25 protein-coding genes are annotated in these 25,631 nt (G+C 48.1%); 13 read left to right on the forward strand and 12 right to left on the reverse strand.

What is annotated here, in order from left to right:
• Positions 1 to 14 precede the first annotated feature (14 nt).
• Complete coding sequence (locus BM082_RS12490) at positions 15 to 833, reverse strand: UDP-2,3-diacylglucosamine diphosphatase (RefSeq protein WP_017009105.1); 819 nt, start codon at positions 831 to 833, stop codon at positions 15 to 17.
• 268 nt (positions 834 to 1,101) lie between these two features.
• Here BM082_RS12490 and BM082_RS12495 point away from each other — a divergent pair, with 268 nt between their 5' ends.
• Positions 1,102 to 1,755 carry an MBL fold metallo-hydrolase gene (locus BM082_RS12495; RefSeq protein WP_017009106.1) on the forward strand — a complete coding sequence of 218 codons (654 nt, stop codon included), beginning with the start codon at positions 1,102 to 1,104 and terminating at the stop codon, positions 1,753 to 1,755.
• A gap of 42 nt (positions 1,756 to 1,797) precedes the next feature.
• Here BM082_RS12495 and BM082_RS12500 read toward each other — a convergent pair whose 3' ends face one another.
• Positions 1,798 to 2,490, reverse strand: a complete 693-nt coding sequence (locus BM082_RS12500; protein WP_017009107.1) for a DUF2982 domain-containing protein — start codon at positions 2,488 to 2,490, stop codon at positions 1,798 to 1,800.
• Positions 2,491 to 2,732: 242 nt separating this feature from the next.
• Between BM082_RS12500 and BM082_RS12505 the strand changes: the two genes are divergently transcribed.
• Both BM082_RS12505 and BM082_RS12510 read left to right on the forward strand, forming a co-directional pair.
• A complete protein-coding gene (locus BM082_RS12505) occupies positions 2,733 to 3,110 on the forward strand; it encodes a hypothetical protein (RefSeq protein ID WP_017009108.1) in 378 nt (125 codons plus the stop codon).
• Between the two features lie 314 nt (positions 3,111 to 3,424).
• On the forward strand, positions 3,425 to 3,841 hold the full coding sequence (locus tag BM082_RS12510; protein ID WP_017009109.1) for a hypothetical protein: 417 nt from the start codon (positions 3,425 to 3,427) through the stop codon (positions 3,839 to 3,841).
• 46 nt (positions 3,842 to 3,887) lie between these two features.
• On the opposite strand, the gene BM082_RS12515 is transcribed toward BM082_RS12510, so the two are convergent.
• Both BM082_RS12515 and BM082_RS12520 read right to left on the reverse strand, forming a co-directional pair.
• Entirely contained in the window at positions 3,888 to 5,300 is a 1,413-nt protein-coding gene (locus BM082_RS12515) for a basic amino acid/polyamine antiporter (protein ID WP_244276012.1), read from the reverse strand.
• 248 nt (positions 5,301 to 5,548) lie between these two features.
• The gene (locus BM082_RS12520) at positions 5,549 to 6,052 is read right to left on the reverse strand and encodes a hypothetical protein (protein WP_074927133.1); all 504 of its coding nucleotides are present in this window, start codon (positions 6,050 to 6,052) and stop codon (positions 5,549 to 5,551) included.
• Between the two features lie 230 nt (positions 6,053 to 6,282).
• On the opposite strand from BM082_RS12520, the gene BM082_RS12525 reads away from it, so the two are divergent.
• Positions 6,283 to 6,924, forward strand: coding sequence for a thiopurine S-methyltransferase (locus BM082_RS12525; protein ID WP_074927135.1), 642 nt, complete (start codon positions 6,283 to 6,285; stop codon positions 6,922 to 6,924).
• Between the two features lie 119 nt (positions 6,925 to 7,043).
• Here BM082_RS12525 and purT read toward each other — a convergent pair whose 3' ends face one another.
• From purT to sbcB, 7 genes are all read right to left on the reverse strand, one after another.
• Positions 7,044 to 8,225, reverse strand: a complete 1,182-nt coding sequence (gene purT / locus BM082_RS12530; RefSeq protein ID WP_074927137.1) for a formate-dependent phosphoribosylglycinamide formyltransferase — start codon at positions 8,223 to 8,225, stop codon at positions 7,044 to 7,046.
• Between the two features lie 207 nt (positions 8,226 to 8,432).
• Positions 8,433 to 9,320, reverse strand: coding sequence for a DMT family transporter (locus BM082_RS12535; protein WP_074927139.1), 888 nt, complete (start codon positions 9,318 to 9,320; stop codon positions 8,433 to 8,435).
• 133 nt (positions 9,321 to 9,453) lie between these two features.
• Positions 9,454 to 10,341 (reverse strand): cytidine deaminase, encoded by an 888-nt coding sequence (gene cdd / locus BM082_RS12540; protein ID WP_017014660.1) that lies wholly within the window; start codon positions 10,339 to 10,341, stop codon positions 9,454 to 9,456.
• Between the two features lie 150 nt (positions 10,342 to 10,491).
• Positions 10,492 to 11,181 carry an LrgB family protein gene (locus BM082_RS12545; protein WP_017008319.1) on the reverse strand — a complete coding sequence of 230 codons (690 nt, stop codon included), beginning with the start codon at positions 11,179 to 11,181 and terminating at the stop codon, positions 10,492 to 10,494.
• Complete coding sequence (locus BM082_RS12550) at positions 11,181 to 11,528, reverse strand: CidA/LrgA family protein (RefSeq protein WP_017014659.1); 348 nt, start codon at positions 11,526 to 11,528, stop codon at positions 11,181 to 11,183. The genes BM082_RS12545 and BM082_RS12550 overlap by 1 nt, the downstream gene beginning before the upstream one ends.
• 161 nt (positions 11,529 to 11,689) lie before the next feature.
• A complete protein-coding gene (locus BM082_RS12555) occupies positions 11,690 to 12,202 on the reverse strand; it encodes a hypothetical protein (protein ID WP_017008317.1) in 513 nt (170 codons plus the stop codon).
• A 123-nt stretch (positions 12,203 to 12,325) separates the two neighbouring features.
• Positions 12,326 to 13,750, reverse strand: coding sequence for an exodeoxyribonuclease I (gene sbcB, locus BM082_RS12560; RefSeq protein ID WP_017015753.1), 1,425 nt, complete (start codon positions 13,748 to 13,750; stop codon positions 12,326 to 12,328).
• Between the two features lie 220 nt (positions 13,751 to 13,970).
• On the opposite strand from sbcB, the gene BM082_RS12565 reads away from it, so the two are divergent.
• Together BM082_RS12565 and BM082_RS12570 are read left to right on the forward strand one after the other, a co-directional pair.
• Entirely contained in the window at positions 13,971 to 14,954 is a 984-nt protein-coding gene (locus tag BM082_RS12565; RefSeq protein WP_026025039.1) for a hypothetical protein, read from the forward strand.
• 20 nt (positions 14,955 to 14,974) lie between these two features.
• Positions 14,975 to 15,295 (forward strand): hypothetical protein, encoded by a 321-nt coding sequence (locus tag BM082_RS12570; RefSeq protein WP_017008314.1) that lies wholly within the window; start codon positions 14,975 to 14,977, stop codon positions 15,293 to 15,295.
• Between the two features lie 71 nt (positions 15,296 to 15,366).
• On the opposite strand, the gene BM082_RS12575 is transcribed toward BM082_RS12570, so the two are convergent.
• Complete coding sequence (locus tag BM082_RS12575) at positions 15,367 to 16,659, reverse strand: GGDEF domain-containing protein (RefSeq protein WP_017015751.1); 1,293 nt, start codon at positions 16,657 to 16,659, stop codon at positions 15,367 to 15,369.
• A gap of 305 nt (positions 16,660 to 16,964) precedes the next feature.
• Here BM082_RS12575 and BM082_RS12580 point away from each other — a divergent pair, with 305 nt between their 5' ends.
• The 7 genes from BM082_RS12580 to BM082_RS12610 all read left to right on the forward strand — a co-directional run bounded on the left by BM082_RS12580 (position 16,965) and on the right by BM082_RS12610 (position 25,501).
• Positions 16,965 to 17,810 (forward strand): TauD/TfdA dioxygenase family protein, encoded by an 846-nt coding sequence (locus BM082_RS12580; RefSeq protein WP_017015750.1) that lies wholly within the window; start codon positions 16,965 to 16,967, stop codon positions 17,808 to 17,810.
• Positions 17,811 to 18,141: 331 nt separating this feature from the next.
• On the forward strand, positions 18,142 to 19,617 hold the full coding sequence (locus tag BM082_RS12585; protein WP_017015749.1) for a peptide ABC transporter substrate-binding protein: 1,476 nt from the start codon (positions 18,142 to 18,144) through the stop codon (positions 19,615 to 19,617).
• Positions 19,618 to 19,957: 340 nt separating this feature from the next.
• Positions 19,958 to 21,613, forward strand: coding sequence for a peptide ABC transporter substrate-binding protein (locus BM082_RS12590; protein WP_074927141.1), 1,656 nt, complete (start codon positions 19,958 to 19,960; stop codon positions 21,611 to 21,613).
• 9 nt (positions 21,614 to 21,622) lie between these two features.
• A complete protein-coding gene (locus BM082_RS12595; RefSeq protein ID WP_074927143.1) occupies positions 21,623 to 22,570 on the forward strand; it encodes an ABC transporter ATP-binding protein in 948 nt (315 codons plus the stop codon).
• A 35-nt stretch (positions 22,571 to 22,605) separates the two neighbouring features.
• Entirely contained in the window at positions 22,606 to 23,595 is a 990-nt protein-coding gene (locus BM082_RS12600) for an ABC transporter ATP-binding protein (protein WP_244276014.1), read from the forward strand.
• On the forward strand, positions 23,592 to 24,560 hold the full coding sequence (locus BM082_RS12605; protein WP_074927145.1) for an ABC transporter permease: 969 nt from the start codon (positions 23,592 to 23,594) through the stop codon (positions 24,558 to 24,560). The genes BM082_RS12600 and BM082_RS12605 overlap by 4 nt, the downstream gene beginning before the upstream one ends.
• Positions 24,557 to 25,501, forward strand: coding sequence for an ABC transporter permease (locus tag BM082_RS12610; RefSeq protein WP_017015746.1), 945 nt, complete (start codon positions 24,557 to 24,559; stop codon positions 25,499 to 25,501). Before BM082_RS12605 ends, BM082_RS12610 begins: the two co-directional genes overlap by 4 nt.
• Positions 25,502 to 25,631 lie beyond the last annotated feature (130 nt).

The raw sequence follows: 25,631 nt of genomic DNA on the forward strand, positions 1-25,631 counted from the left end.
ACTCATCATGCCGCTTACGCGGCCTCTTCTTCCTGAGCGGGTTGTTTGTAGGAGGCTTGTGGAAACAAGGTGTTGTATGCCGCAATTAGCTCTGGCTTTTCTGTCCACCGAATCAATTCAAGCGCGCCGTCGTCTTGTTCAATTAACGCTGTGCAGTTTTCAATCCAATCACCATCATTCAGGTACAAGGTGTCACCCATGGTTTTCATGTCTGGGTGATGGATGTGCCCACACACGATGGCGTCAGCATTTTTTCGCTGGGCAAATTGAACTGCGGCGTTTTCGAAACGAGAGATTGCCACGTTGGCAGATTGCACACGCAGTTTGATGTAGGACGCGAGCGACCAATAAGGGAAACCAAGTTTCTGACGGATCCTCGACATCCAGCGATTGAGAAAAAGCAGAAAGTCATACCCCATATCACCAGCGATGGCGGTCAAGCGGCTGTGGCATACCGCGCTATCAAACTCATCACCATGCACGGCCAATATCTTTTTCCCTTGCACTGTTTCGTGTATGTGATGTGCACGTACTTCTATTTTACCAAAATCGAATTTTAAGTATTTCCTTACAACATCATCATGGTTGCCTGGAATGTAGATGACGCGTGTGCCTTGGTGAGCGCGATCAATCAGGAGTGATAACACTTGGCTGTGGCTTTCTGGCCAATGGCGTGAGAATTTCATTGAATAGAAATCAACGATATCACCGACCAAAACAATGGTGTCTGCTTGGTGGCGATGTAGAAAGTTAAGCAGGTAGTGGGCTTTGCAATCTTTGTTACCTAAATGGAGATCAGATATCCAAATCGTTCGAACGTGTATGGGGTTCATAAGCATCCGTTGATGAGTGATTAACAAGTTGATTCACGGCTTTACGCTACTGATCCTTAATGACGTTGTTGTTTCAGTGCAGTGACAAGCTGGTGGCAGGGTTCTTTCAGAGGGATGACAATCGAGGATGTACAGCAGTAACCTTATGATTATTATTGTCAAATGCCATGTATGTGCGCGCAGCACATTGTGTGGCGTTAAACTCTTCGCGCACCCATGCTATGCTTTGCCCGTTTTCAGTATTTTTCGATAATTCACGGATTCTTTTATGGCATTGAAGTTTGAAATTGTTCCCGTTACCGGCTTTCAACAAAACTGTTCTATCGTTTGGTGCGATAAAACTCACGAAGCAGCGTTGGTTGATCCAGGCGGCGATGTGGCAAAGCTCGTCGCGAAGGTGAACGATCTGGGTGTGAATATCACAAAGGTGTTGCTGACGCATGGTCATTTAGATCACGTTGGCGGCACAGAAGAAGTCAGATCTGCCTATTCAGTGCCAGTGATTGGCCCTGAGAAACAAGATGCATTTTGGCTGCAAGCATTGCCTGCTCAAAGTGACATGTTTGGCTTTGCACGCACTGAACCGTTTGATCCTGACCAGTGGCTTCAAGACGGTGATGAAATCACCTTGGGCGAAAGCACGCTTAAAGTGATCCACACGCCGGGACACACGCCAGGTCACGTGGTGCTTGTGAGTGAAGAAGATCAATTGGCGTGGGTGGGTGATGTGCTGTTCAACGGCAGCATTGGTCGTACCGATTTTCCGAAAGGGGATCATGCGACATTGATTAGCTCAATCAAAAACAAGCTGTTCCCACTGGGTAACGACATCACTTTCATTCCGGGACACGGTCCAACGTCGACGTTTGGTAATGAAAGAAAGAACAACCCTTACGTGGCTGATGAAATGCCAATTTGGTGATACACCTCGTGTGAAAATGGCGCAGCAGCGAAGGCTGCTGTGTCATTGTTCTAAAGCTGAAAGCCTGCCTGCTGATGCTAAGTATTGGCGTGTTAACCCCACAAAATCTTCCAACGGCCTGTCCAGTAAATCTTCGCTAACAAAAACGTCGTAACCTAACAGTTCTCGGTTATAGGCCATGCGATTTGCCAACATCGCTACCAAGCCTTTGTAGGTTTTTCCCGTAGGAGACACATAAGGTTTATCATCAAACATCATGTCTTCTAGTGGTGTGGTGTTGGGCTCCTCTGCTCGCCGATATGCACTCAGCAATAATCCTCGTTGTTCCATAATGATATGGCTTGCTAAGCGAAAACTGATGCTGTCCAAGAGCGGTTCGTAGTCTTTCAGACGAATACCTACCCAAGGTAAAGGGTGATGCCAGCCTTCTTGCGACACACTCGGAATACCGATCTCGCGAATGTCTCGCCATTTCACGCTCCAGCCGCCTTTGGGGGTGTGATGTTGGAGGTGCATGTTTGACAGAGAGAAGGAAATTCGCTGTTCATCGATAACGCGTGAAATGTACAAACCCAAGCCACACAATAGACAAAGGCCCAAGAAGGCGGGTACAGCTTTTACCTGTGGATTTATCAGAATTAGGGACAACACGATGATGGCGAGCGCGACAACCGCGACCGTAAAGTATTTACCGACATGTTGATTCGGGGGATAAATCAGCAAATTCTTTTTCACTTCTGTGTGGGCTTCCTTTCTATTACTTTTGTTAAGCGTAGTCAGATCACATGCTCAAAGGAATGCGTCTGCGCGATAAATAAACAAAATCACAATGGGTTTCCGAGACTTGACTCAAGTTTCGCGCCAGTGCTTCGTTAAAGCTACAAAACGCATCCGTTTTTTGGTATAAAACGCGCTTTGTTTTTCACCCTGCGGTTTCAGGGGATGCTGAACGTAGTGCATCGGAGTAGGACGATTTAATGAAAATCTCTCATAAACGTAAAGTTCAACTTAAGCTTCAAAAACACATCAAAGCAGCAAAATCACTTGCAGCTAAAACTGTGACTAAAGAAGCACCAGCGAAAGTTGCTGCTGTAGCAAAGCCGGTTGTTGAGCAAAAAGCCGAAACGGCAAAAATTGTTTCAGAAATTTCTCTGACACCTAAACAACAACAAGTGCTGGATATTGTTCGTCAGAATGCGGAAGGCATCAATCCAAAAGGGATTGGTCTTGCTGCAGGTCAAGAAGAAGCAAAAGCAGCTTCTTGGGCGACATCAGCATTGAAAAAATTGGCGGAAGAAGGCGTTGTTGAACGCGTTCAATTGGCAGGCAATAAAGTGATGTACAAAGCACTTTAATCGCACTGTAATTTCGCAGATGTTTTCTGTTTTTAAGCCAGCCCTAGGGCTGGTTTTTTTGTGTCTATTTTTGGGTGGTTTTTAATTGTTTGTTAATGGCAAGTAGCTGCGTTTTATGTGTTTATAGTTCGAAAGAATTTAAACGATGATCAGCACCAAATTTTTCATTTTTTGCTGAGATTTTGTGTTTTATCGGCATATATTGGCTCTAAGATACAAGGATCTAAACATGCTGATTTAGGCGGGGAATTGCCGCATTTGTGAGTGTGTTGCCATAAACAAAAACTACAAACTGATCATTAACGGAGCGCAGGATGACGGGCCGTTTCGAACTAACTGAAAGTACTATGTCGCATGCTGTAAATTTTGATTACACCCACTTTTTGAGTGAGTCTAGCCGAGAACATTGGACGTTTACGCAAGCCTTACACGCACAAATATCTCGATGGCGTCGTAAAACCATAGAAGAGTATGACGACTTCCCCAGTGAAGCCTTCTTGCATTCTGTGAGCGGCACTTTGTCGGCGCATTACAGCGATGTGTCCAACCTCATTCGTTTGATTGATGAGGCTAAAAAACAGCACATCACCGCACTGAATATCATGTTGCCCTATGCGCTTGATGACAGCGAGCTGGATAAAATTCGTCGGCGTACACGCTGTGACATTGTCCAGCACAAGGGCGAGACGGAATGGCTATGTGTTGCAATGAAAACGAAGAACGCCACGTGATGTGGCGTTTTCTTTAGGTAAACATGTTGATAAGCGTGTCGGTGCGTCACTGTAATGTCGCGCCACTAAACACCAAATACCCCGCCGCACACCCCGCAATCAGAATGAACGCGAGCAATAAACGGTTACGCCCTTCAAAAGCCGCTTGATGATTCTCTTGCTTCGCCGCCATGTAAAATGCGATGCCTGGCAAATAAAGCAAGGCTGCGAGCAATAGGTGGTGAAGACCGGATGCAAACAATAGCCAACATCCATATATCGTCGCGAGTGAGGCAATTGCACGGATACGCGTATTGTTCACTCCTGTAAATGACAATTTGAGCAGGTAGCTCGCGACCAACAAATAGGGAACCAAGATCATCTCTGACGCAATGGTCAGCAGATCATCATAGCCACCGCCAATCAGGTACATCACAATCAGGCAAAATTGCACCACACTGCTGGTGAGCAAAAGGGACCGTGTTGGCGTGCCGTTTTTATTGGTGATGGCAAAACACTTCGGAAACATGCCATCTTTCGCCGCGGTATAAGGGGTCTCAGTTGCCAGTAGTGTCCAGCTTAGAAATGCCCCACACACTGAAATAATCAATCCCACACCAATGATCACTACGCCTGTTTCGCCAATCAAGGCTTCAAGAATTTTAGCGGTTGACGGGTTTTGGTACTTTGCCAGTTCGGGTGTTGATACCACACCCATCGAGAGCAAAGTAACGGCAACGTAGAGAAACAATGAGGTTAGAAGACCCAGAATGGTCGCGCGTCCCACATCTTTGCGGTTCTCCGCGCGGCTGGATACCACCACAGCACCTTCGACACCGATAAATACCCATACGGTGATCAGCATGGTTTCTCTGACTTGATCGAAGAGGCTCTTTTCTCCAGGCAGGTGCATGCCCGTAAAATCCAAGGTAAAGGTGTGCCAGCGAAATGCGATGAGGGCCGCTACGATAAAAACAATGATCGGAATGAGTTTAGCGATGGTGGTGATGTAATTGATGATCGCTGCGGTTTGTACGCCTCTTAAAACTAAAAAGTGCATCAACCAAATCAGTAGCGAAGACAGTACCACAGATAGGAGTGTGTTGCCGTTACCGAATAAAACGGCCGTGTCAGTGTCGAAGAATAACCCAAGCGTACTGAACACAATGACAAGGTAGGAAACGTTCGCGACCGCAGCGCTTAGCCAGTAACCCCACGCTGAAAAAAATCCGCACAAATCCCCAAAGCCCGCTTGTGCATAGCCAAACACGCCGCCAGTAATCTGTGGTTTTTGCTCTGTGAGATATTGGAAAGACAGCGCAAGGCATATCATGCCGAACCCCGTAATCACCCAGCCAATCGTCACTGCTGCAGGACTTGCTACCGCAGCCATATTCTGGGGAAGGCTAAATACGCCGGCTCCAATCATCGAGCCAATCACGAGCGCAGTTAGCGCTTTAAGGTCCAATTTATTACTCAAAACACTGCCTTTAAAAATGCCATTGAAAGTGAAAAAGTATAATGAAAGGTCTTTTCTGGCGTTTTTCAAAGTTGCGATAAAAGTTGCGATTTAAGAGGGCTTTGGAGTAATGGCACGTCCTGCGGGGAAAATGAAGCGGAAGGTTACGCCTTCGTGGCCTGCTATGTAAAGCGCAAATAGCAGGGCAGTGGCCACGAAAGCGGTGTCAGAAATGCAAACAGAGATTGCGTATTCTAAATGTTAAGAAATCAGTGCAAGCGGCTCGGTAATCCGTTAATAACAAAGCAAGGTGTAGCATTGCCTTCGTCTTCGTTGGCATCAGCGAAGTTCTCGATATCACCAAAAGCGATAACCGCAGCAGAGGTGTCTGACTGAAGCGCTTTTTTCATTAAGGCTTCTGGGTTATGTGTCGCCGTGGCGCGTGCAATACGGATTTGTTGTGGGCTGATGCCTGCCTGCGTAAACAGTGATAGACAAAATGAAGATGGCGGGGCAATCAGCGTGATCCAACGATGAGTTTGGCTTATGGTTTTTAGCATTCGTAACAGGTAAGCCAACTCGCTCATGTTGTTTTGGTAAACATTGACAGAGACGAGGTTGCCAAATGACAGACCGCGTTGTGATGCAGCGATGTGCGATGCGGGCTGAAAACTACGAGAGCCTGCCGCAAGGCGCGCATAATGTTCACGCACAGCTGGAGACGTCGCTTGTGTGTGCTGTGCTGAATGAGAGATCGCAAATGTGTTTTTCATCTGTCTGTCCTGTTTAACTATCCAGTACTGTATGTGTGTACAGTAGTTTTATTTTTATCAGATAACAATAGGAAAGAGGAAAACAACGTGAATTAGATCGCCTTTTTTCTTTATCAATAACGAATTAGTGTGCGTTCTATCAGTATTGATAATCACTCATCGCTATGTAGATTATTACTAACGGTTGTTATCATGGCGGAATTACAGGTTTATACAAAAAGAGTAGCGTCATGGATCAAGAGTTTTGGCACGGCCGTTGGGCAGAGAATCGAATTGGATTTCATTTAACAGAGACCAATCCGCTATTGGTGAAATACTGGCCAGCGCTGTCACCAACACGTGATCAATCTGTGTTGGTACCGATGTGTGGCAAGTCGGTCGATCTGTCTTGGTTGGCCTCAAATCACAATAACGTGGTTGGCGTTGAATTGAGTGACATTGCGGTGAGAGGCTTCTTTGCCGAGCATTTGTATACCCCGCTTGTTACACAGATCAGTGGGTCACATAAGCTGTATGAGTTTGATGAGTTGTCGGTATACAGTGGTGACTTCTTTACTGCGCCACTTTCAACGTATCCGCTTATTTACGATCGCGCTGCACTTATCGCCATGCCTGAATCGTTAAGAGGACAATACGCCTCTCATCTCTTGTCGTTGCTAGCGCCTGGCGGAAAGATCCTGCTTGTAACGTTGGATTACCCGCAAGATGAAATGTCTGGCCCACCGTTCAGTGTGAATGCGGATGCTGTGAAGGCATTGTTTGAAGGGTGTAACGTGACGTTTTTGCATCGTGATGATGACGCGTCGCGTCCACCATCAGGCAAAGGAGCGAGCTACTTTGCCGAAGAAGTCTGGTTGATTGAAAAGCCGTAATAAGCTTTCCTTTGCTCAGTGTTTATTTTACTGACCAGAACCACGAAAAGCGCCTCAGTGACATGCACTGAGGCGCTTTTGCTTATTTGGTTATGGAATGGCTTGGTTAACGCAGAGCGTTAATCATTGAAGTGGATGTTGACTGTGCTTGCCGCAGTGACGGCTTTACTCACTGCACTGTCTACGTCGTCGCTGCGTGTGAGCGCGACACCTAATCGACGGCGACCGTCGATATCTGGTTTACCAAATAAACGCACTTGTGTGTCTGGTAACGCAAGCGCGTCGCTCAAACCACTGAACGAAATGTTTGTCGATGTGCCTTCGCCAAGAATCACGGCGGATGCAGATGGGCCATAAAGACGAATAGCGCCGATAGGCAAGCCAAGGAATGCGCGAACATGAAGCGCAAATTCGGACACGTCCTGAGAAATCAATGTCACCATGCCAGTGTCATGTGGGCGAGGGGAGACTTCGCTAAAGAGCACGTCATCACCTTTAATGAAAAGTTCAACGCCAAACAAGCCGTGCCCACCCAATGCCGTCACCACTTTGCGCGCAACGTCTTCAGCGGCTTGACGTGCTTTGTCGCTCATTGCTTGTGGCTGCCATGATTCGCGGTAATCACCGTCTTCTTGGCGATGGCCAATCGGCGCACAGAAATGAATGCCATCAACCGCACTGACCGTCAGCAAGGTGATTTCATAATCAAACTCAACAAACCCTTCGACGATAACGCGACCAGCGCCTGCACGGCCACCTTCTTGCGCATAGCTCCATGCGCTATCAATGTCTGCGGGTGATTTCACTACGCTTTGGCCTTTGCCAGATGAACTCATTACTGGCTTTACCACACACGGCGTACCAATGCGTTCAATGGCTGCAACGAATGCCTCTTTGGTGTCTGCGAATTCATAAGGCGACGTCGGGACGTTAAGTTCTTCTGCGGCAAGGCGACGAATGCCTTCACGGTTCATTGTTAGTTGCGTTGCGCGTGCAGTAGGCACGACATTCACGCTGTGTTGCTCCAGCGCAACCAATCGGTCGGTCGCAATGGCTTCAATTTCGGGTACAACGTAATCTGGCTTTTCTTTTGCGATGATGTCAGCGAGTGCATCGCCATCCAGCATATCTACAACGTGGCTGCGGTGAGCAATTTGCATAGCAGGTGCATCGGCGTAACGGTCACATGCAATAACTTCAATGCCTAAACGCTGGCATTCAATGGCGACTTCTTTACCCAGTTCGCCAGAACCTAGGAGTAAAACGCGGGTCGCACTAGGGCGTGTTGCAGTTCCAAACATGATATTCATCCATCAAAGCGAAATTCTGGCGGTGATTTTACCTTAAGCAATCGTTTGCGCAAGCGTTTGCTATTGTGATTTAGGTAGATTGATATGCGGTTATGCTTCTGATTTGATTAAAAATAAAGCAATCCGCCAGTTAATCAAACAAAGACGAAAGTGAAGTGAGAGGGGAATAAAAAGCCGCCAATGATGGCGGCTTGATGATCATTGTGCAGTGTTGGATTTGCGCGTTTCCCAATGGGTGATGAAGAACACTGCACCAATAATGATGGCTGCACCTAACCAGAGTCGACCTGGTGGTACCCAGCCAAACACAAGGAAACCAAAGAGTACGTTCAATGGCAGTTTTGCGTGGTCAAAAGGTTGCACGAAGGATGCGTCTGCCACCGCATAGGCTTTAGCGATTGCCCATTGCGCCAATGCTGTGAAAAGCCCTGCTCCAATCAGCATGCCCCAAACGAGGTTACCTGTTGGCATTGTCCAGTCAGGGACGGCAAGCAGTATGTTGAAAGGGGTGATCAGCAACAGAAGGTAAACCACCATGGTGGTTGGGCTGTCGTGATGGGACAGCTTCTTCACCATCAATGAGTAGGTCGCCCAAAAGAATGCCGCACCAACTGGCAACAAGGTCGCCCAGTTAAAGTTATCCCCCCAAGGCTCTAGGATGATCATCGCACCTATGAAACCACTGATGGTCGCAAACCATCGCGCAGGCCCGACACGCTCGCCGAGGAACAAACCTGAACCTATGGTGGCGAAAAGCGGAGATGTCATGAGAAGGGCAATACCTTGCCAAATCGGTACAGGGTACGCGAGAGCCCACAGCCATAGCTGAATACCAATCACAGAGAAGAACACACGTAAGCAGTGCATGCCTAAATGTTCTGTCTTCAATGCGTTTCGGATACCCATGCTTCTCAGCCACGGCACCATGACCAACAGTGCAATGAAGTACTGAATAAAGGCAACTGTCGTGGAGGGGAGCTGCATTTTGAAGCTCACGTACTGTGCAATGCTATTCACCATGGCAAAGCAGATACCAGCAGTTAGCATCCAAGTCGCGCCGAGAATGGGGTTATGTGGTTGGCTCATGCGTATGTCTAAATTTGGATAAGTGACGGTGATAGTAGCGAATATTTTGCGAAGGGAAAGTGTTAATAACGAAAACGCCGGCGATCTCCGGCGTTTTGCTGCAATCCTGATGTTTATTCCATCAAGCTATGGACTAGATGGCTAAATAACTCAGAGGAATATCTGGGTTTAGCGCTTCTAGCATGCCTTGCGTGTCTTGCAGGTAACTGATGCTGCTGTTTGCATTCTCAACCAGCATCACTTCTTCGATCTCTTTTTGTGCCACATCAGCAAGGTTCATAGCAATCAATGCCACTTGAAGCGGCGGCAAACTCGGGTTGAACGCCGCATTCTCTGCGTACATGCCTGAGAAGATCTGGCCGCTTTTATCACGGATGGCAACACCACAGAAGTTATTGGTGTATGGCGCATGGCTCATGTTTGCTGCAAGGATCGCCGCATTGGTTAATGGGCAGGTGTCTTCCGCAGACAGGCCGTGGCTTTTGGCCGCAAGCAATGGCTCATTGATACCCAAATCTGACGGGCCGAAAGGTTCTGGCAGGTAGCTGTGTAGCGATTGCGCTTCACGTTGTGGTAATTGTACTTCGAGGTGTTCTGCGCCATTCAGTTCGTTCATAAACTGGCGACAGTGACCACAAGGGCTGTAGTTTATGGTGATGTCTTTTAGCGACGTTTCACCCTTAATCCACGCATGGCTGATAGCTGATTGTTCTGCGTGTACAGATTGGTTGAGTTGAACGCCTTCAAACTCCATGTTGGCACCAAAGTACAAACGGCCAGAATTGCCTCGTGCAATGGCACCGACGTAGAACGTCGAAATAGGTGCAACGGAATAGGCGGCAGCAACCGGTAACAAGGCAACGCGCAGATCCGCATCGGATAAACCGCTAAGGCTTTTCAGAGAATCAAACGCATCAGCACTGATGGTCGCATCAAATTGCGGGGCTTTGGCAATTTCTAACATTGCCTCGTTAAGAGGGGCAGGCAAAGCATGAATTGCTTCTAAAACACTGGCTCGCATGTCGGCTCCGTGTGTTGTCTTATGGGCGACTATTGTAGTAGACAATCGCCCATCTTTAATGTGATCAAAATCACTTAAGTATTGCAACTAACCTAAACATTGCATCGATTAGAGTGATATCACATGTTCACGATTGCATTTGATCTGGCACTACTTCGTGATGAAATCCAATGCAATCATCATAAGTTGAAAAACCAGAGGAGCCAGTAACGCGGTGAAAATGCCGCAGATCACGAGGGCCAGTGAGCTAATAGCGCCTTCTTGGTAATTTGACTCAGCCGCTTTTGCGGTGCCAATGGCGTGAGAAACCGCACCGATTGATAACCCACGCGCTAACGGTGATTTGATGTTTAATACGTTCAACAACGGATAGCCGATGAGTGCGCCAAACAATCCCGCTACCACTACAAGTGCAGCTGAAACAGCAGGTATACCACCAATTTGCTCCGCTGTGCTCAAAGCAAAGGGAGTCGAAATGGACTTTGGCAATACTGACGCTGCAATTTGTTCGTTAGCCCCAACAAGCAATGCAAATGCGGTACCGATGATCATGGAAGCGATACTGGCACTCGCACATGCAATCAGAATGATACGCCAGTGACGTCTGATTAAGTGCAACTGTTCATAAAGCGGGTAGGCCAAAGCAATAACGGCTGGACCCAACATCAGGTGAATAGGTTTGTTTTCTGCAAAGTACGTTTGATAGGTATTGCCCGTGTAAAAAACCGCGGGCATGAGCACCATTAAACTGAGTAAAAGAGGGTTGCAAAGGGGGTGATTCACTCGAAGGGCAATCTTACGTGCGATGAGATAAACCACGATGGTCGCGATAATCCACATTACTTGTGCTCCCCTTGGTGCTTGTCGATCACTTTCGCCATGACGATCAATACAACAAGGGAACTGACTAATGTAGATCCCAGTAAAGGTAGTGACTGGGAAAACAGAAGATCAAAGTGATCCATCAGGCCCATGCTGGCTGGAATAAAGAAGAGCGGCATAAAGGTGATTAACAAGGTGCAGGCATCTTTCACCCACCTTGCAGGTACTATCCCTGTGGTGAGGCAAAGGAAAAGCAATAGCATGCTGATGATACTGCTTGGGATTGGGAGTGGAATAAGTTGGGCAAGAAAGTAACCAAGGAAGTAAAAAAACGCGATAAGCGCAAAACCCAAAACATATTTCACAGTGAAGACCCAGCGGTAGCAATAACCTCACCATTTTAAGCCAAATGGGCGCTATCAACCAGAAAACCTTCACAGGTTGGACATCGTAAAAATGAAAACACTGCTTCCGTTAAAAACAACGAGGAGCAGTGTTCGTGTGTTTAGAGGTGTATGCAGCTGTACTAGATGATGTACAAATATGCGCCGATAGAGAGGGTCACTGCCGCGACGGCACTCATTAATACTTTTGGTATGTAGGATGTTTTTGCAGGCGGTTCGAGCATCGGTTCATCAATATAAATATCGAGCACATCCGGAGTAGACGGATCTGGCACTGCTTCGGCTTCGCGTTGATAGGTTTTCTGCGGGAGCGAGATGCGATAACCATAATCACCGACCACATCAAGTGGCAACACTTTGTGGCCTTGATGGTAGGACTTTGAGAGCAGAGAGCACAGGGTATTTTGATGCTGTGAAAACGAAGAATCCGGCAAGGACGTTGCAGTGTAAAGAACACGCGCTGAAATCACTTCGCCCGCGTGATAGCAAAGCATTTCAAGAAGACGGCACTCTTCGTATGTCAACGTTGTTACCGCGCTATCTCTCCAATACAACGAGCGACTTTCTGGCTCGAAATCAACCTCTGGAAACCGATAGCATCGGCTGTTTACCTTTGTGACCATTTCTTCATCCATACTGCAATTGCCTTAAACAAAAGTGTGGACGCAATTCACGAAATATCAAATGTAACACAGTCGAATTTGCACGGTTTTTTAAAGGTATGTCGAACGGTAACTCGTCGTTTTTAAACAAAAATGCTAGGACACAAGGGATTCGACGTAATGATAGACCGACTTTAGGACTGTCATTTTTTTCGCATCATTTTGATGTTCTTCAGCCAACTCTTCGAGATTCGCCATGTAACCGGGTAAATGGGCTTCGAAGAAATCACGACGATGCAGATGCCACTGTTTCTGTTCAGCATCCGTTAACGTGTTTGGGTAGTTGCGGGCGCGATAACGGAATAACAGCGGCTTAATACGGTCATCCGCTACTTGGATATCCAATCCTGCCAAGTTCTCAGGTTTGGTTTGGCGAATAATGTCCATGGTCGAGCGATCTGATGGGGAGAAGAAACCGTCGTAAAGCGCTGAATCAACGTTGCGCGCGCGGTCGTATTCTGGTTTGTCAGCATAAAGCGCAATCAGTTTTTCGCGCACATCGGGTCTTGCTTGAAGCTTTTTCAGGTTTTCCAAACATTGTTGTCTATCAATGCCTAGGCGTTCTGCATCTTCAGGGCGAAGGGTTTTTGCTTCTGCAAGGACTGGGCACTTATTAATGTGAATCAGTTTGATGGGCGCAGGCAGCTCGTCAGGGGCGAGATCAGCGTGGCGCGTGTATAAACGCTCTCGAAGAGCGTCTGTATCGAGGTCAAACAGCGGCGACGGATCGCGTCCCAAATCGATAGCGATAACCGCATTCTTATTGTCTGGATGCCATGCAATAGGCACGATCCAACTGGTGTTTCCGCGCTCTGTACCGAACATGCCTGAAACATGCACAAGCGGCTTCATCGATACAACGTCAATGAGAGGCGTGAGCTTGTTTTTATTGCGATAGGTATACAAGTAATCAAACAACCTTGGCTGTGCTGATTTGAGTTTTTTCGCCATTTCGATGGTGGCGATAACATCGGCCATCGCATCGTGTGCATTGGCGTGTTCAATGCCGTTCGCGACAGACAAATGTTCCAGCTTAAAGCTCGTGAAGCCTTGCTCGTTCTCAGGCCATTCAATCCCGTCGGGGCGAAGGGCATAGCAAGCGCGCATTGCATCTAGCAAATCCCAACGTGAATTACCGTTTTGCCAGCTCCAACCATACGGGTCGAAGAAGTTGCGGTACAAGGTGTAGCGCGAGACTTCATCATCAAATCGGATGTTGTTGTAACCCACAGCGCAGGTTCCTGGCATGGCCAATTGCTCGTGGATCTTCGCAATGAACTCAGGTTCAGGCAGACCACGGCTCACTGCCGTTTGTGGCGTGATACCGGTGATCAAACAGGCTTCAGGGTTTGGCAAGTAATCATTGGGTGGTTGGCAATAGATAACCAAAGGCTCGCCAATGATATTGAAATCTTGGTCGGTTCTTACGCCTGCAAATTGACAAGGTCTGTCGAGAGCAGGGCTAACGCCAAAGGTTTCGTAGTCGAAGAAGAAAAATGTAGATTCGCTGCCGTTTGCCACTGTGGTATCCAAGGGATTGATAGACAGAGGGATGTTACCGCAAATTGCGTGACAAATCTCGGCTAAAACAGGATGAAAATAGTGTGTCCAGACGGATCTGCCCGTGTTGAAAGTAAGACAATGAAACCTGTGCATTTTCTTATGCTTAATGAAAGCCTTTGGCTCTCATTCTGTAGTTTTCATGCGCAGGGCATTCTCAGCACGTGTGGAAGGACTGATTATGTATCGACAGATCGTATTGTTACCTCTTACCGTTTTTACTCTCTTTGGTTGTTCAAGCACACCATCACTGGATGCGTTTTCTTCGTTTGCCACCACAACAGAAAGCGTTTCTTCCGACATGACAACCTACTTCTCAGCATTTTCGACCGTGTCGGTTGAGCATCAACTCCATACTGTGGCAGCGACATACCAAGGTGTTCAGGCTAAGAAATTGGTGCCTGAAACCATTACGTCTATTACTTCTCCCTTTGAAGAGAGAAAACGGGCCAATGCGCTCACCCTGTACAAGTCGGCAGATGCTTTGCGCAAGTATGCCGCCTCGCTAAACAGCCTTGCCAATGCAGTGAATGAAGACGATGTAAAACTCGCGGCATCACAAATGCTTTGGTCAGTGAAAGGCATATCAGAACAATACAGTGAATACACTGGCACGCCGCTGAAGGACTATGAAAAGTACGGCTCAGAAGTAACGGCATTTATTTCCACCTTAGGCACGTCATACCTCAACAGGGAAAAAGACAAAGCATTGCGAGAGATCATCATTCAAGCCGATGAAAGCGTGTCTTTGCTGATTGGCGAAATGGTTTCGGCGTTGGAAAACGGCGGCGTGGTGGTGCTTTATCGCATTGCGATTGAAAGCGAAATTAACGACATGGTGCTGAATTATCGGAAGCTCGCTAAAGACCCTGATACGTCCTATCAATCCCGGCGCGATCTCGTGACGTCTATCTATCAAAAATCGAAAGAAATGGACGCCTTTGAAGCGCGATCATTGGTGACCATCAATGCGCTGAAAGAAATCAAATCAACGCATAACACGATGGCAACGGCGTTTGCGAAAGATGACATCAACAAAGACACCATTATGAATGCGGTAGGGCAGTTGAAGTATGCCCATGGCAGCTACCGTTCACTGAACAAACTGATAGAGAAATGCACGGACGGCGTGACGCGTGTTGACAACGTTCTGATGTGTAAATAACCCGATGTTGAGGAGCGACAATGGCGACGATTCGTGAAAACTTAGTCAATGCAATTAATGACCTCAACAAGTTATTGCTGATAGCGGAAACCGACGCGCAGCGCGCACAAATTCGAATAGACAGATTGGCGTTGTATCGGCAGTTAGAAGACGTGATTTTTGCCGAGCTTAATCACCAAGACGAAGACGTAAAAACGGCGCTTGAGGAAGTCGAATCGCTAGCGGGTTTGGCTGATGAGGCTAAGCGGGATATACAAAAAATTGAAAAGCTATTTAAGAAGGTGGCGAAAGCAGTGAAAGCCATCGAGAAAGCCGTTAAAGCAGCGGGAAAGATCCTCTAGGGTCTTCTTAAACGCAATCACGAGTGTCAAGAACCCATGCTTTGTCGGCATGGGTTTGTTATCCGTTGCGCTTATTGATCCGCCATCGTTGAGCGGTTGCGGCCACGACGTTTCGATTCATACAGCGCTTTGTCTGCACTCTTATACGCTTTGGCAAAAGTTGTGTCTCGGACGAACACACCGCCAATAGATAAGGTGATTGCCAAGCCCGCGATAGATTCTTGCGCAACCGCTTTTCGAATGGTTTCGGCTTTAACGCCGAGTTGGCAATGGGTCATGTTATTAAACAAGATAAAGAACTCATCGCCACCCCAGCGAATCGTAATATCTTCTGCACGTATTTGCGTCAAGATGCGCTTGGCACATTCAGAAATGATTTCGTCGCCTTTGTTATGGCCATGTGTGTCATTGATTTCTTTGAAGTGATCAATGTCGACGATGAGCATGGCAAAGCGTGTCATTTTCCTAAGGCGTGGCTCGTAGTAGTCACGTCTAAAGAAATTGGTCATTTCATCTTTTCTGATTGAGCGCGTTCGTCTTCGAAGTAGACCAGCACTGAATTGATATAGAAAAGCCATGATTAAGGAAGGCGCCAAAGAGGCTTGAAGCACTTTCAGATAGTTCACGCCAATATGTACCGGATCTTTTTCAGAGCAGATGAAAAATGCACTTTTGGTATACAAACTGTATTTTGGCGTGATGGTCAACTGCGTGTAGTGTTTGTGGTTATAGCGTTCAATGTATTTATCAATGTAAGATTCTTGGATATCAACGGCGACAAGCGCATTTAATGATCGTTTGTTGTGAATGGGGAAATAGATGGTGCGAAGTTCTTCTTGCGTCCCTTTTTCTAAGTAAGAATCGGACATACGAACATTGCACCCATAGAATTCTTGATAGGTGTGATTGAGGTTCTCGCGCTCAACAATTTTTTCAAGAACATCATTTTCGCCGTACTGACTAAATGCTTTTTCGTAACCAGATCGTAACGGGTCGAAGAAGGCATAAGTGTTTGGGTTTTGGAAGACAGCTATCGACCAAATACTTTCGGGTGCACTGACTTGTAAGCGATGTCGTAAACGTCGAATACCTTCGGCAAGTTCTTTGACTTCAACCTCCTTGCCATGGACGTACACGCTGACCTTGCCATCACCGTACACACCCTCTTTCAATGATGTTGATGGTGCATTGTTATAGTACGAACCAAAGCGGCGAATAGAGGTGTACATTTGAGCGTAACTGGCGTCTAAGTCTTTAATCATCTGTTGAACTTGGATGACGTTATAAGCGCTATAACTCGTCGACACAAGTGCGAACGAAACAAGGCCAGCTTTTAGTAATGATAAGATCTTAATTTCTTTCATTTTTTCACGCCGATTGAGTCAGTTTATTTCTGTGGTGCAGGCGTATCGTGTGAAAACACGGTATATAGTGCTGCAAGCATAGAGGGCGAAAGAGTTTAAACCTTCTGTCATTGTATTCAACGAAAGGTTTTTCTCATGACGATAAAAATTATTTATCACCATTTTGCTTCATAATGAGACAAAGCGTTTTATGGATTCCGCTGGCGCTGCAATCGAAAGTGAAAATAGAAGGTCTCTACCTTCAACTATCTCATTGTGCTTGATGGTTGAGCGCATCAGTACACACTATGTTTCAGGGAAGGAATATGCAGGTTACCCCGTTATCAAAACACATCGGCGCGTTAATTGAAGGGATCGATCTTAACGCGTGCGATGAAGAAACATTCTCATTGGTATACCACGCTTTTTTAGAACACAAAGTTATTTTCTTCCATGACCAATACTTATCACCTGAAGCGCAACTTGCATTAGCGAAGCGTTTTGGTGAGTTAGAAGCACAACATCCTTTCTTTCCTCATGCAGATGGCTTTCCTCAAGTCAGCCTGATTGAAACGACCCGAGGAAACCCACCAGGAAAAAGCTTCTGGCATACCGACATGACATGGCAAGAAGCGCCGCCGAAATGTTCTGTGTTATCAGCACAACATTTACCTGATAGAGGCGGAGATACCATCTGGCTCTCGATGGAAGCGGCATATGACGCATTGCCTCGTCGTACGAAAGCAGCCATCGCTCACGCGACGGCAACGCACGCGGTTCATGGCTTTTCTGGTAGCCGGTTTGACAATGAAGATGATAGTGGAAATAGCCGTGTTGAAGGCATCACGAAAAACATCAACGCCGTGCATCACCCGCTGGTGGTTAAGCACCCTGAAACAGGAAAGCCTGCGCTGTACGTGAATGAGCAGTTTACCCGATTCATTGATAAGCGTGAGGAAGGCGACGCGCTGCCCGACCTCTCGGCGCTGTTTGAACACAGTCGTGCTGAAGCGTTTCAGGTACGTTTCCAATGGGAAGTAGGCAGTGTCGCGATTTGGGATAACCGTTGCACGCAGCATTTTGCGGTCACAGATTATGGAGACACCCCAAGAAAGTTACATCGTGTTGTCGTAAAAGGATCGATACCTGCAAGTTATGACGTTTTGGGCTAGTCAAACCTGTCTAACAGCCAGAAAACTAGAAAGAAAGTGCACTACATTGAGAGGGATGCCGATAAGTTTGAGGCATCACTTTTTTGATGCTTTGTGAATAACACAATAAGTGACGCGGTCACTGAATCGAGAGGGCGTTAACATGACACATCTTTTTACTCGGTGCGCTGCTGCGGCAGTTCTCCTGTCTGTTGCCTCGTTCACATCGCTCGCCACAGAGCCGGAAAAGCCCCTCAAAATTGGCATTAGCCAATATCCTACTAGCTTGCATCCTTTACTTGGGTCATCTGTTGCAGGTAGCTACGTGTTGTCGACAGTTTGGCGGCCCATGATGATTTATGGCAAAGATTGGCAGCCCCTGTGTCACCTATGCCAAACCGTGCCGACATTTGAAAATGGCCTCGCTGAGAAAATTGTGCTGGACGATGGCAGAGAAGGCATTCGCTTGTCTGTCACGCTCAAAGATAACCTGTTTTGGGGAGATGGCGTTCCTGTGACCTCCAAAGATGTGGCTTTGGGGTATCAGATTTCGACGGATAAACGCGTCAAAGGTAATCCGGGCTATGAGGAAGATCAGACCCTTGAGCGCCTTGATATCGTCGATGAAAAACGCCTTGATGTGATTTTGAATAAGCGCATTTTTAACTATCGTACGGCCGTGCCGTCGGCCATGCCAGAACACCTCGAAGGTGAGATCTATCGCCGCGATCCCGAAAACTACGACAAGACCTCGTTGTACACTACATCACCGTTAACGGCGGGTTTATACAATGGCCCATATCTTATCGACAGAATGTCGTCAGGCAGCTTTGTGTCAGTGGTGCCAAATCCACACTGGAAAGGCCGCTCGGTGTTTTTCGATAATCTGGTGTTCAAAGCCGTCGAGAATACCGCCGCGCTTGAAGCGCATTTACTTTCAAAGTCTGTAGACATGATTGCGGGCGAATCTGGGTTAACGCTTGACCAAGTGTTGCGTCTAGAAAAGCGTCAGAAAGGGAAGTACCAATACTACTATGAGCCCGGTCTGCTCTACGAACACCTTGACGTCAACTTGGATAATCCGCACCTCGCCAAGAAAGCCTTTCGCCAAGGGCTATTGCTAAGTATCAATCGCCAACAATTGGTTAATCAACTGTTTGAAGGCAAACAAGTCGTCGCACACACTGACACCAGCCCACGCGACATCGGCTATTCAGACGATGTGACCCAATATGAATACGCCCCTGAAAAAGCCAAAGCACTGTTCCAGCAAGCGGGTTACCGTTGGCAAGGAAAAGACATGGTGGATGCAGACGGGAAGCCCGTTCAGATTGAACTCATGACCACCGCAGGCAACAAAACCCGTGAGTTAGTGCAGCAAGTACTGCAATCCCAATGGAAGAAAATGGGGATCACCATCCGCATCAATAACCAGCCAGCACGGGTTTTCTTTGGTCAAACACTTAAAGAGCGAAACCACAAAGGGTTAGCTCTGTTTGCGTGGTACTCCGCGCCTGAAAGCCCGCCAGAAACCACCTTGCACTCAGAAAATATTCCAACAGAAGCGAATAACTGGGGCGGCCAAAATTATGCGGGTTATAAAAATGCAGACATGGACGCCTTATTGGATGAAATTGAAACGGAACTTGATGCGGATAAACGCGAGGCGTTGTTTGCCAACATTCAGCGTATTTATGCAGAAGATCTTCCCGCGCTCCCTCTGTACTTTCGCGCCGACAGCTTTGTGTTGCCGCTGTGGTTAAAGGGTGTCACGCCAACTGGACATATGTTCCCGTCTACACATTGGGTTGAAGAGTGGCATAGATAGTCTTTTTCGTCGGTTTTTCATGCAATAAATTGAATGTTTAGTGCTGTAACATAATGATTCGTAACTAAATATTTTATCTGTTTTGATGAAATGCGACTGAGGCAGGGCTTTTCAGCGACAGTGCTTCCTGTTTGATTGAATTGTATACATTACTGGCTCGACAATGATTGAAACATATGTTTAACATTGAGCTATTGCGTGCAATTTTTCACTGTATTTGCTTGGAGAGCTAAAGAATTCTCCTTTGCACGCACGGTATCCCAGCAACTGAGTGATCGGTTAATGAGGTATCCAATAGGGTGACGGATTTGCCCTCAGCTTTGACAAAGGACATGACTGTATGAATAAAACGCTTCTCACATTGGCCATCGCAGCGCCAGTTGCCTTCTCTTCTGTTTCCGTAAGTGCTGACACCCTCAAGATCGGTATGTCTCAATACCCTGAAGGCCTTCATCCTACCTTGGTGTCGAATGTCGCGGCGTCTTATGTACTGAATACCGCTTACCGCAAAACCGTGATTTACGGAAAAGACTGGCAACCTCAATGTAATGTGTGTGTTGAGATCCCGACGTTTGAAAACGGTTTAGCGAAACGTATTACCCGAGAAGATGGCTCAGAAGGCATTAAATTGACCGTCACGGTGCGTGACGACTTGTTTTGGGGCGACGGCACGCCGCTGACCACGAAAGACATTCAGTTAGGCTATGAGATCCAAAAAGACGAGCGCGTGGGTAATCCGGGTCTCCAAGAAGCAAAAACCATGGAGAAGCTGGTTCTGCTTGATGACAAAACCTTTGAGGTGTATCTGAGTAAAGTCAGCTTCAAATACCGCACAGATTATTTCCCTGATCCGCTTCCTGAACACGTTGAAGGTGCGCTGTACCGCGCCGACCCTACGAACTACAGCAAAACCACCAAATACGCTACTGACCCAACCAATGCAGGTTTGTATTACGGCCCTTACGTGCTGAACAAAGTCAGTCCGGGTAGCTTCATCACTGCGCAACGTAATCCGCATTGGAAAGGTCAATCCCCCGCCTTTGATGAACTTGTTTTTAAAACCGTAGAAAACACGTCAGCGCTAGAAGCGCATCTGCTGTCGGGCTCCGTGGATTACTTGCCGGGTGAAATCGGTTTGTCTCTCGACCAAGTGCTGCAAATCGAAAAGCGCCACGGTAAGAAGTTTAATGTGCACTACGAGCCTGGCCTACTTTATGAGCACCTAGACACCACGATGAACAACCCACACTTGGCGAAGAAAGAAGTGCGCCAAGCCTTGTTGTACGGTGCAAACCGTGAGCAGCTTGTTGATAAGCTGTTTTCTGGAAAACAGCCCGTTGCCGATACCAATACTAGCCCGCGAGATCTTGGTTTTTACCCCGAAGTTAAACGTTATGAGTACAACCCTGAGAAAGCTAAGTCGCTTCTGAAACAGGCGGGTTACACCGAAAAAAATGGCGTCATGGTGGATGCAGATGGCAATGAACTGCACATTGAATTGGCGACCACGGCAGGCAACAAAACGCGTGAGCTTGTGCAGCAAGTGTTGCAGTCGCAGTGGAAGAAGATTGGGGTGAAAGTGTCGATCAACAACCAGCCTGCGCGCGTGTATTTCGGCGATACCTTGACTCAGCGTAAGCACAAAGGGTTAGCCATGTTCGCGTGGTATTCAGCCCCTGAAAACCCACCGCGTACCATTTTGCATTCAAACAGCATCCCAACTGAAGACAACGGCTGGTCAGGGCAAAACTACATTGGCTATCAAAATCCTAAAATGGATGCGCTGTTAGAGCGTGTTGAAGCTGAGCTAGACGACGAAAAGCGCAAGGCGATCTTCTTTGAAATTCAGAAAATCTATGCTGAAGACTTGCCTGCCTTACCGCTGTATTTCCGCGCCGACAGTTTTGTGATGCCGAAATGGTTGGAAGGCGTCACCCCAACAGGGCACATGTTTGCATCAACCAACTGGGTTGAAGAGTGGACCACCACCAAATAGGAGCCGTAAATGGATCAGACGATATTAGATGTGCGTCGTCTGCGGGTAGCCTACAAAGGCTACCCTGCGGTTAACGATGTCAGCTTTCATATAGATCGAGGCGAAATTCTTGGCGTCGTGGGTGAATCCGGCTGCGGGAAAAGCCTCGCAGCATTAACACTGATGGGTTTGCAACCCAACGTCATGAAAGCCAGCGGTGATGTGGTATTTCGTGGCAAAAACCTGCTAGAAAACCGCGATGCTGATTGGATGAAAGTCCGCGGTGAAGGCATCGCGATGATCTTTCAAGAGCCCATGACGGCGCTCAACCCTGTTGTCACTGTGGGCGACCAAATCGCAGAAATGTTCGAGCTTCACCGCGGCAGCAATAAAGCTGAAGCGGCGGAACGCGCCGTTGAAATGCTTGAGCGGGTACACATTCCGGATCCTATGCGCCGTGCAAAGGCATTCCCGCATGAATTATCGGGCGGTATGCGCCAGCGGGTGATGATTGCGATGGCGTTGGCCTGTGAACCTGAACTCATCATTGCAGATGAACCAACCACTGCGCTGGACTTAACGGTTCAAGCCCAAGTGCTCGATCTGCTGGAAGAACTTCGCGATAGTACGGGCACTGCGGTGCAGTTTATCAGCCACAACTTGGGCGTTGTTTCCCAACTCGCTGAACGTGTCATCGTGATGTATGCGGGTCGCATTGTGGAACAAGCGACGTCAGAAGAGCTGTTTGCGAATCCTCAACATCCTTACACCCAAGGCTTGCTAGCGACGTTGCCACGTATCGGTGGCGCGCGCGATGTGCTTCCTGCCATTCCCGGTGCTGTGCCGCCGCTCGACCAACGAGGCAGTGGTTGCCCATTTGTTGATCGCTGTAATAAAGCCTCGCCAACCTGTGTGGCGATGATGCCTGAAACGGTCGCATTGAATGACATTCACTCTGTGGCTTGTCATCACCTATAAGGAACGCTCATGACACTATTAAGATTGAATAAAGTTTGTCAGCGCTACCCTGTGGGTCAAAAGGGTGGTTTGGTAAGCCGGCGCACGAGCTGAAAGCGGTCAACGATATTTCGTTGACCTTAGAAGAAGGCGAAACCGTTGCCATTGTTGGCGAATCAGGGTGTGGAAAATCGACCCTTGGGCGCATGGTGGCGCTGTTGGAATCGCCAATTGAAGGCGACGTAGAACTTGCGGGTATCGCGACAGCAGGGCTAAAAGGGCAAGCGCTGAAAGATCTTCGTCGTAAACTCGGCCTGGTGTTTCAAGATCCTTATTCCGCGCTCAATCCTAGGCTGCCCATTTCTGAACTCGTTGGCGAGCCATTAGATGTCTATGACATCGGTGATAAGGCTTCTCGTCGCGCAAAAGTGCTTGAGACGTTGGAATCGGTCGGGCTGAGTGAAGACGCTCTGGACCGTTATCCCCATGAGTTTTCTGGTGGGCAGCGACAGCGTATCTGTATCGCCCGTGCGTTGGTGCTCGATCCCGCGCTGATTGTGGCGGATGAACCGCTGTCTGCGCTGGATGTGTCCGTGCAAAGTCAGGTGTTGAACCTCTTTGCAGAGCTCAAGCGTGAACGTAACTTATCGTTTTTCTTTATCAGCCATGACTTAGCGGTGGTCGACTATCTGGCGGACACCATTGTTGTTATGTACCTCGGCCAAATCGTAGAACAAGCGCCGCGCGATGCGTTCTTTGCGAACCCTGCGCACCCGTATAGCCGTGCCTTGCTGGCCGCCGTGCCTGAAGTGGGAAAGGGAAAACGTCAACGAGGACTTGCGTTACAGGGTGACGTTCCGAGTCCAATCAACCCGCCGAGTGGCTGCGCCTTTCATCCACGTTGTGCCAACGCCACAGAGACCTGCAAAACCATCGCACCATCGCCTCAAACGTTTGACGGCGACGATAAACACATTGTGGCCTGTCATTACCCGGGAGCGGTGATCGACCTAAAAAAGCCCCATAGCAAGGAAGCCATGGTATGACGCAGTATATATTGAGTCGGGTGTTTCAGAGCCTGTTGGTTCTGTTCTTTGTTTCTTTCGTTTCTTACGCCTTGATAGGTCTTATGCCCGGAGACCCTATCGATCTGATGCTGACATCGGATCCCAACATGACAGCCGAAGACGTGGCGCGTTTGAAAGCGTTGCAAGGGTTGGATAAACCCTTGGTTGAGCGTTACTGGAATTGGTTATTGGGTGCGCTTCAAGGTGACTTCGGCTATTCCCGTTTGTATTTACAACCTGCTGAAGATGTATTGATTCCCGCGGTGTGGAACACGGTGAAACTGGTGGGTATTGCTACTACGTTGTCACTGCTTATCGCGATTCCCGTGGGGGTGTTTGCGGCGCTTAAACACCGCACTTGGGTGGATTACATCATCAGCTTTACCGCGTTTGTGGGCTTTTCTACGCCCGCGTTCTGGTTAGCCTTGATGTTGATTTTGGTGTTCTCCGTGACTTTGGGTTGGTTACCCGCTGGTGGTACAGGGGAAGCGGAGGGGGGCGGTTTTTGGTTTCAAGCACAGCATTTGGTGCTACCTGTGATTTCTCTGACCGTGTTGAACGTTGCCAGCCATTCTCGCTATGTACGTGGCACCATGCTGGAAGTGTTGCGTCAGGATTACATTCGCACAGCCATCGCGAAAGGGGCGTCGAAAACCCGCGTAGTTTTCGCCCATGCATTGCGTAATGCCATGATCCCTTTGGTCACGATCATTGCGTTGGATATTGGCTTTATGTTGTCTGGCGCTTTGATCACAGAGACCATCTTTGCATGGCCGGGGATGGGCAAGCTGATATTTGATGCCATCATGGGGAATGACTACAACTTGGCATTGCTCGGTTTGATGGTCATTACTTTCACTGCGTTATTGGGTAATTTGCTGGCCGACATCGCTTACGCAAAGCTCGACCCGCGTATTAGCCTAACCAAAGGAGCATCTGCATGACACAACCTATGATGGATGCTGCGCCGAATGCGGTAACCAAACGAAGCGCTTCATCGCCGTGGATGCTGGTTTGGCATCGCTTCTGCCAACACAAAGCCGGTTTAATCTCAGCGGTGTTTGTTTTTCTGCTTACGTTACTGTGCTTCAGTGCGCCCTTGTTGGCGGACTGGTTCGGGCATGATCCGTTCGAAGTGGATTTCATGACGCGTTTTGAACCTGTCAGCGACACACATTGGTTAGGAGCCGATGAACTTGGCCGTGATGTGTTCTTGCGATTGCTTTACGGCGGTCAAGTGTCGTTGGCTGTCGGTGCGGTTGCTGCGTTCGCCACCGCCATTCTTGGCACGCTAGTGGGCGTGTTTGCGGGATACTTTGGCGGTAAGCTAGACGCGGTGCTCATGCGTATTGCTGATTTCACGTTGTCGCTGCCGACCCTGCCATTGATGATCGTGCTGGCAGCGGTTGATCTCAGTAAGCTTGGATTACCGGAGAGTTGGGCACAGGGTGAAAATGCGAGCTTTATTCGAATTATCGTCATTGTTGCTTTGTTTGGTTGGCCGACCACGGCGCGCTTGGTACGCTCGGGCACGTTGTCAGTGCGGGAGCGAGACTACGTGAAAGCCGCAATTGGCTATGGCGCATCACCGTGGCGCATTATTCGTCGTCATGTCTTGCCCAATGTGTTGTCACCCGTGATCATCGCGACCACCATGGCGTTGGGTGGGGTGATATTACTGGAAAGTGCGCTGTCTTTTCTTGGTCTTGGTATTCAACCGCCAATGCCGTCGTGGGGTAACATGCTGCAAAATGCCCAAGAGGTGATTTGGCAATCTCCGGGGCTTGCGATTTACCCTGGCGTGGCGATTCTGTTAACCGTGATGGCGTTTAACTTCCTCGGTGATGCATTACAAGATGCGCTTGATCCGAAAGCAGGCCAATAGGTAATCACGAGATTTACGTTAACCCCAAAGAGAAGCTGGCACATCCAGCTTCTCTTTTTTCTGTCTCTTTTCCCTCTCTGCTCTTTGCTTGTGCTTTTTTGCGCTTATGCTTTTCTCGCACCTCGCAATA

This window comes from Enterovibrio norvegicus DSM 15893 (assembly GCF_900115495.1).
Classification (GTDB): Bacteria; Pseudomonadota; Gammaproteobacteria; order Enterobacterales; family Vibrionaceae; genus Enterovibrio; species Enterovibrio norvegicus.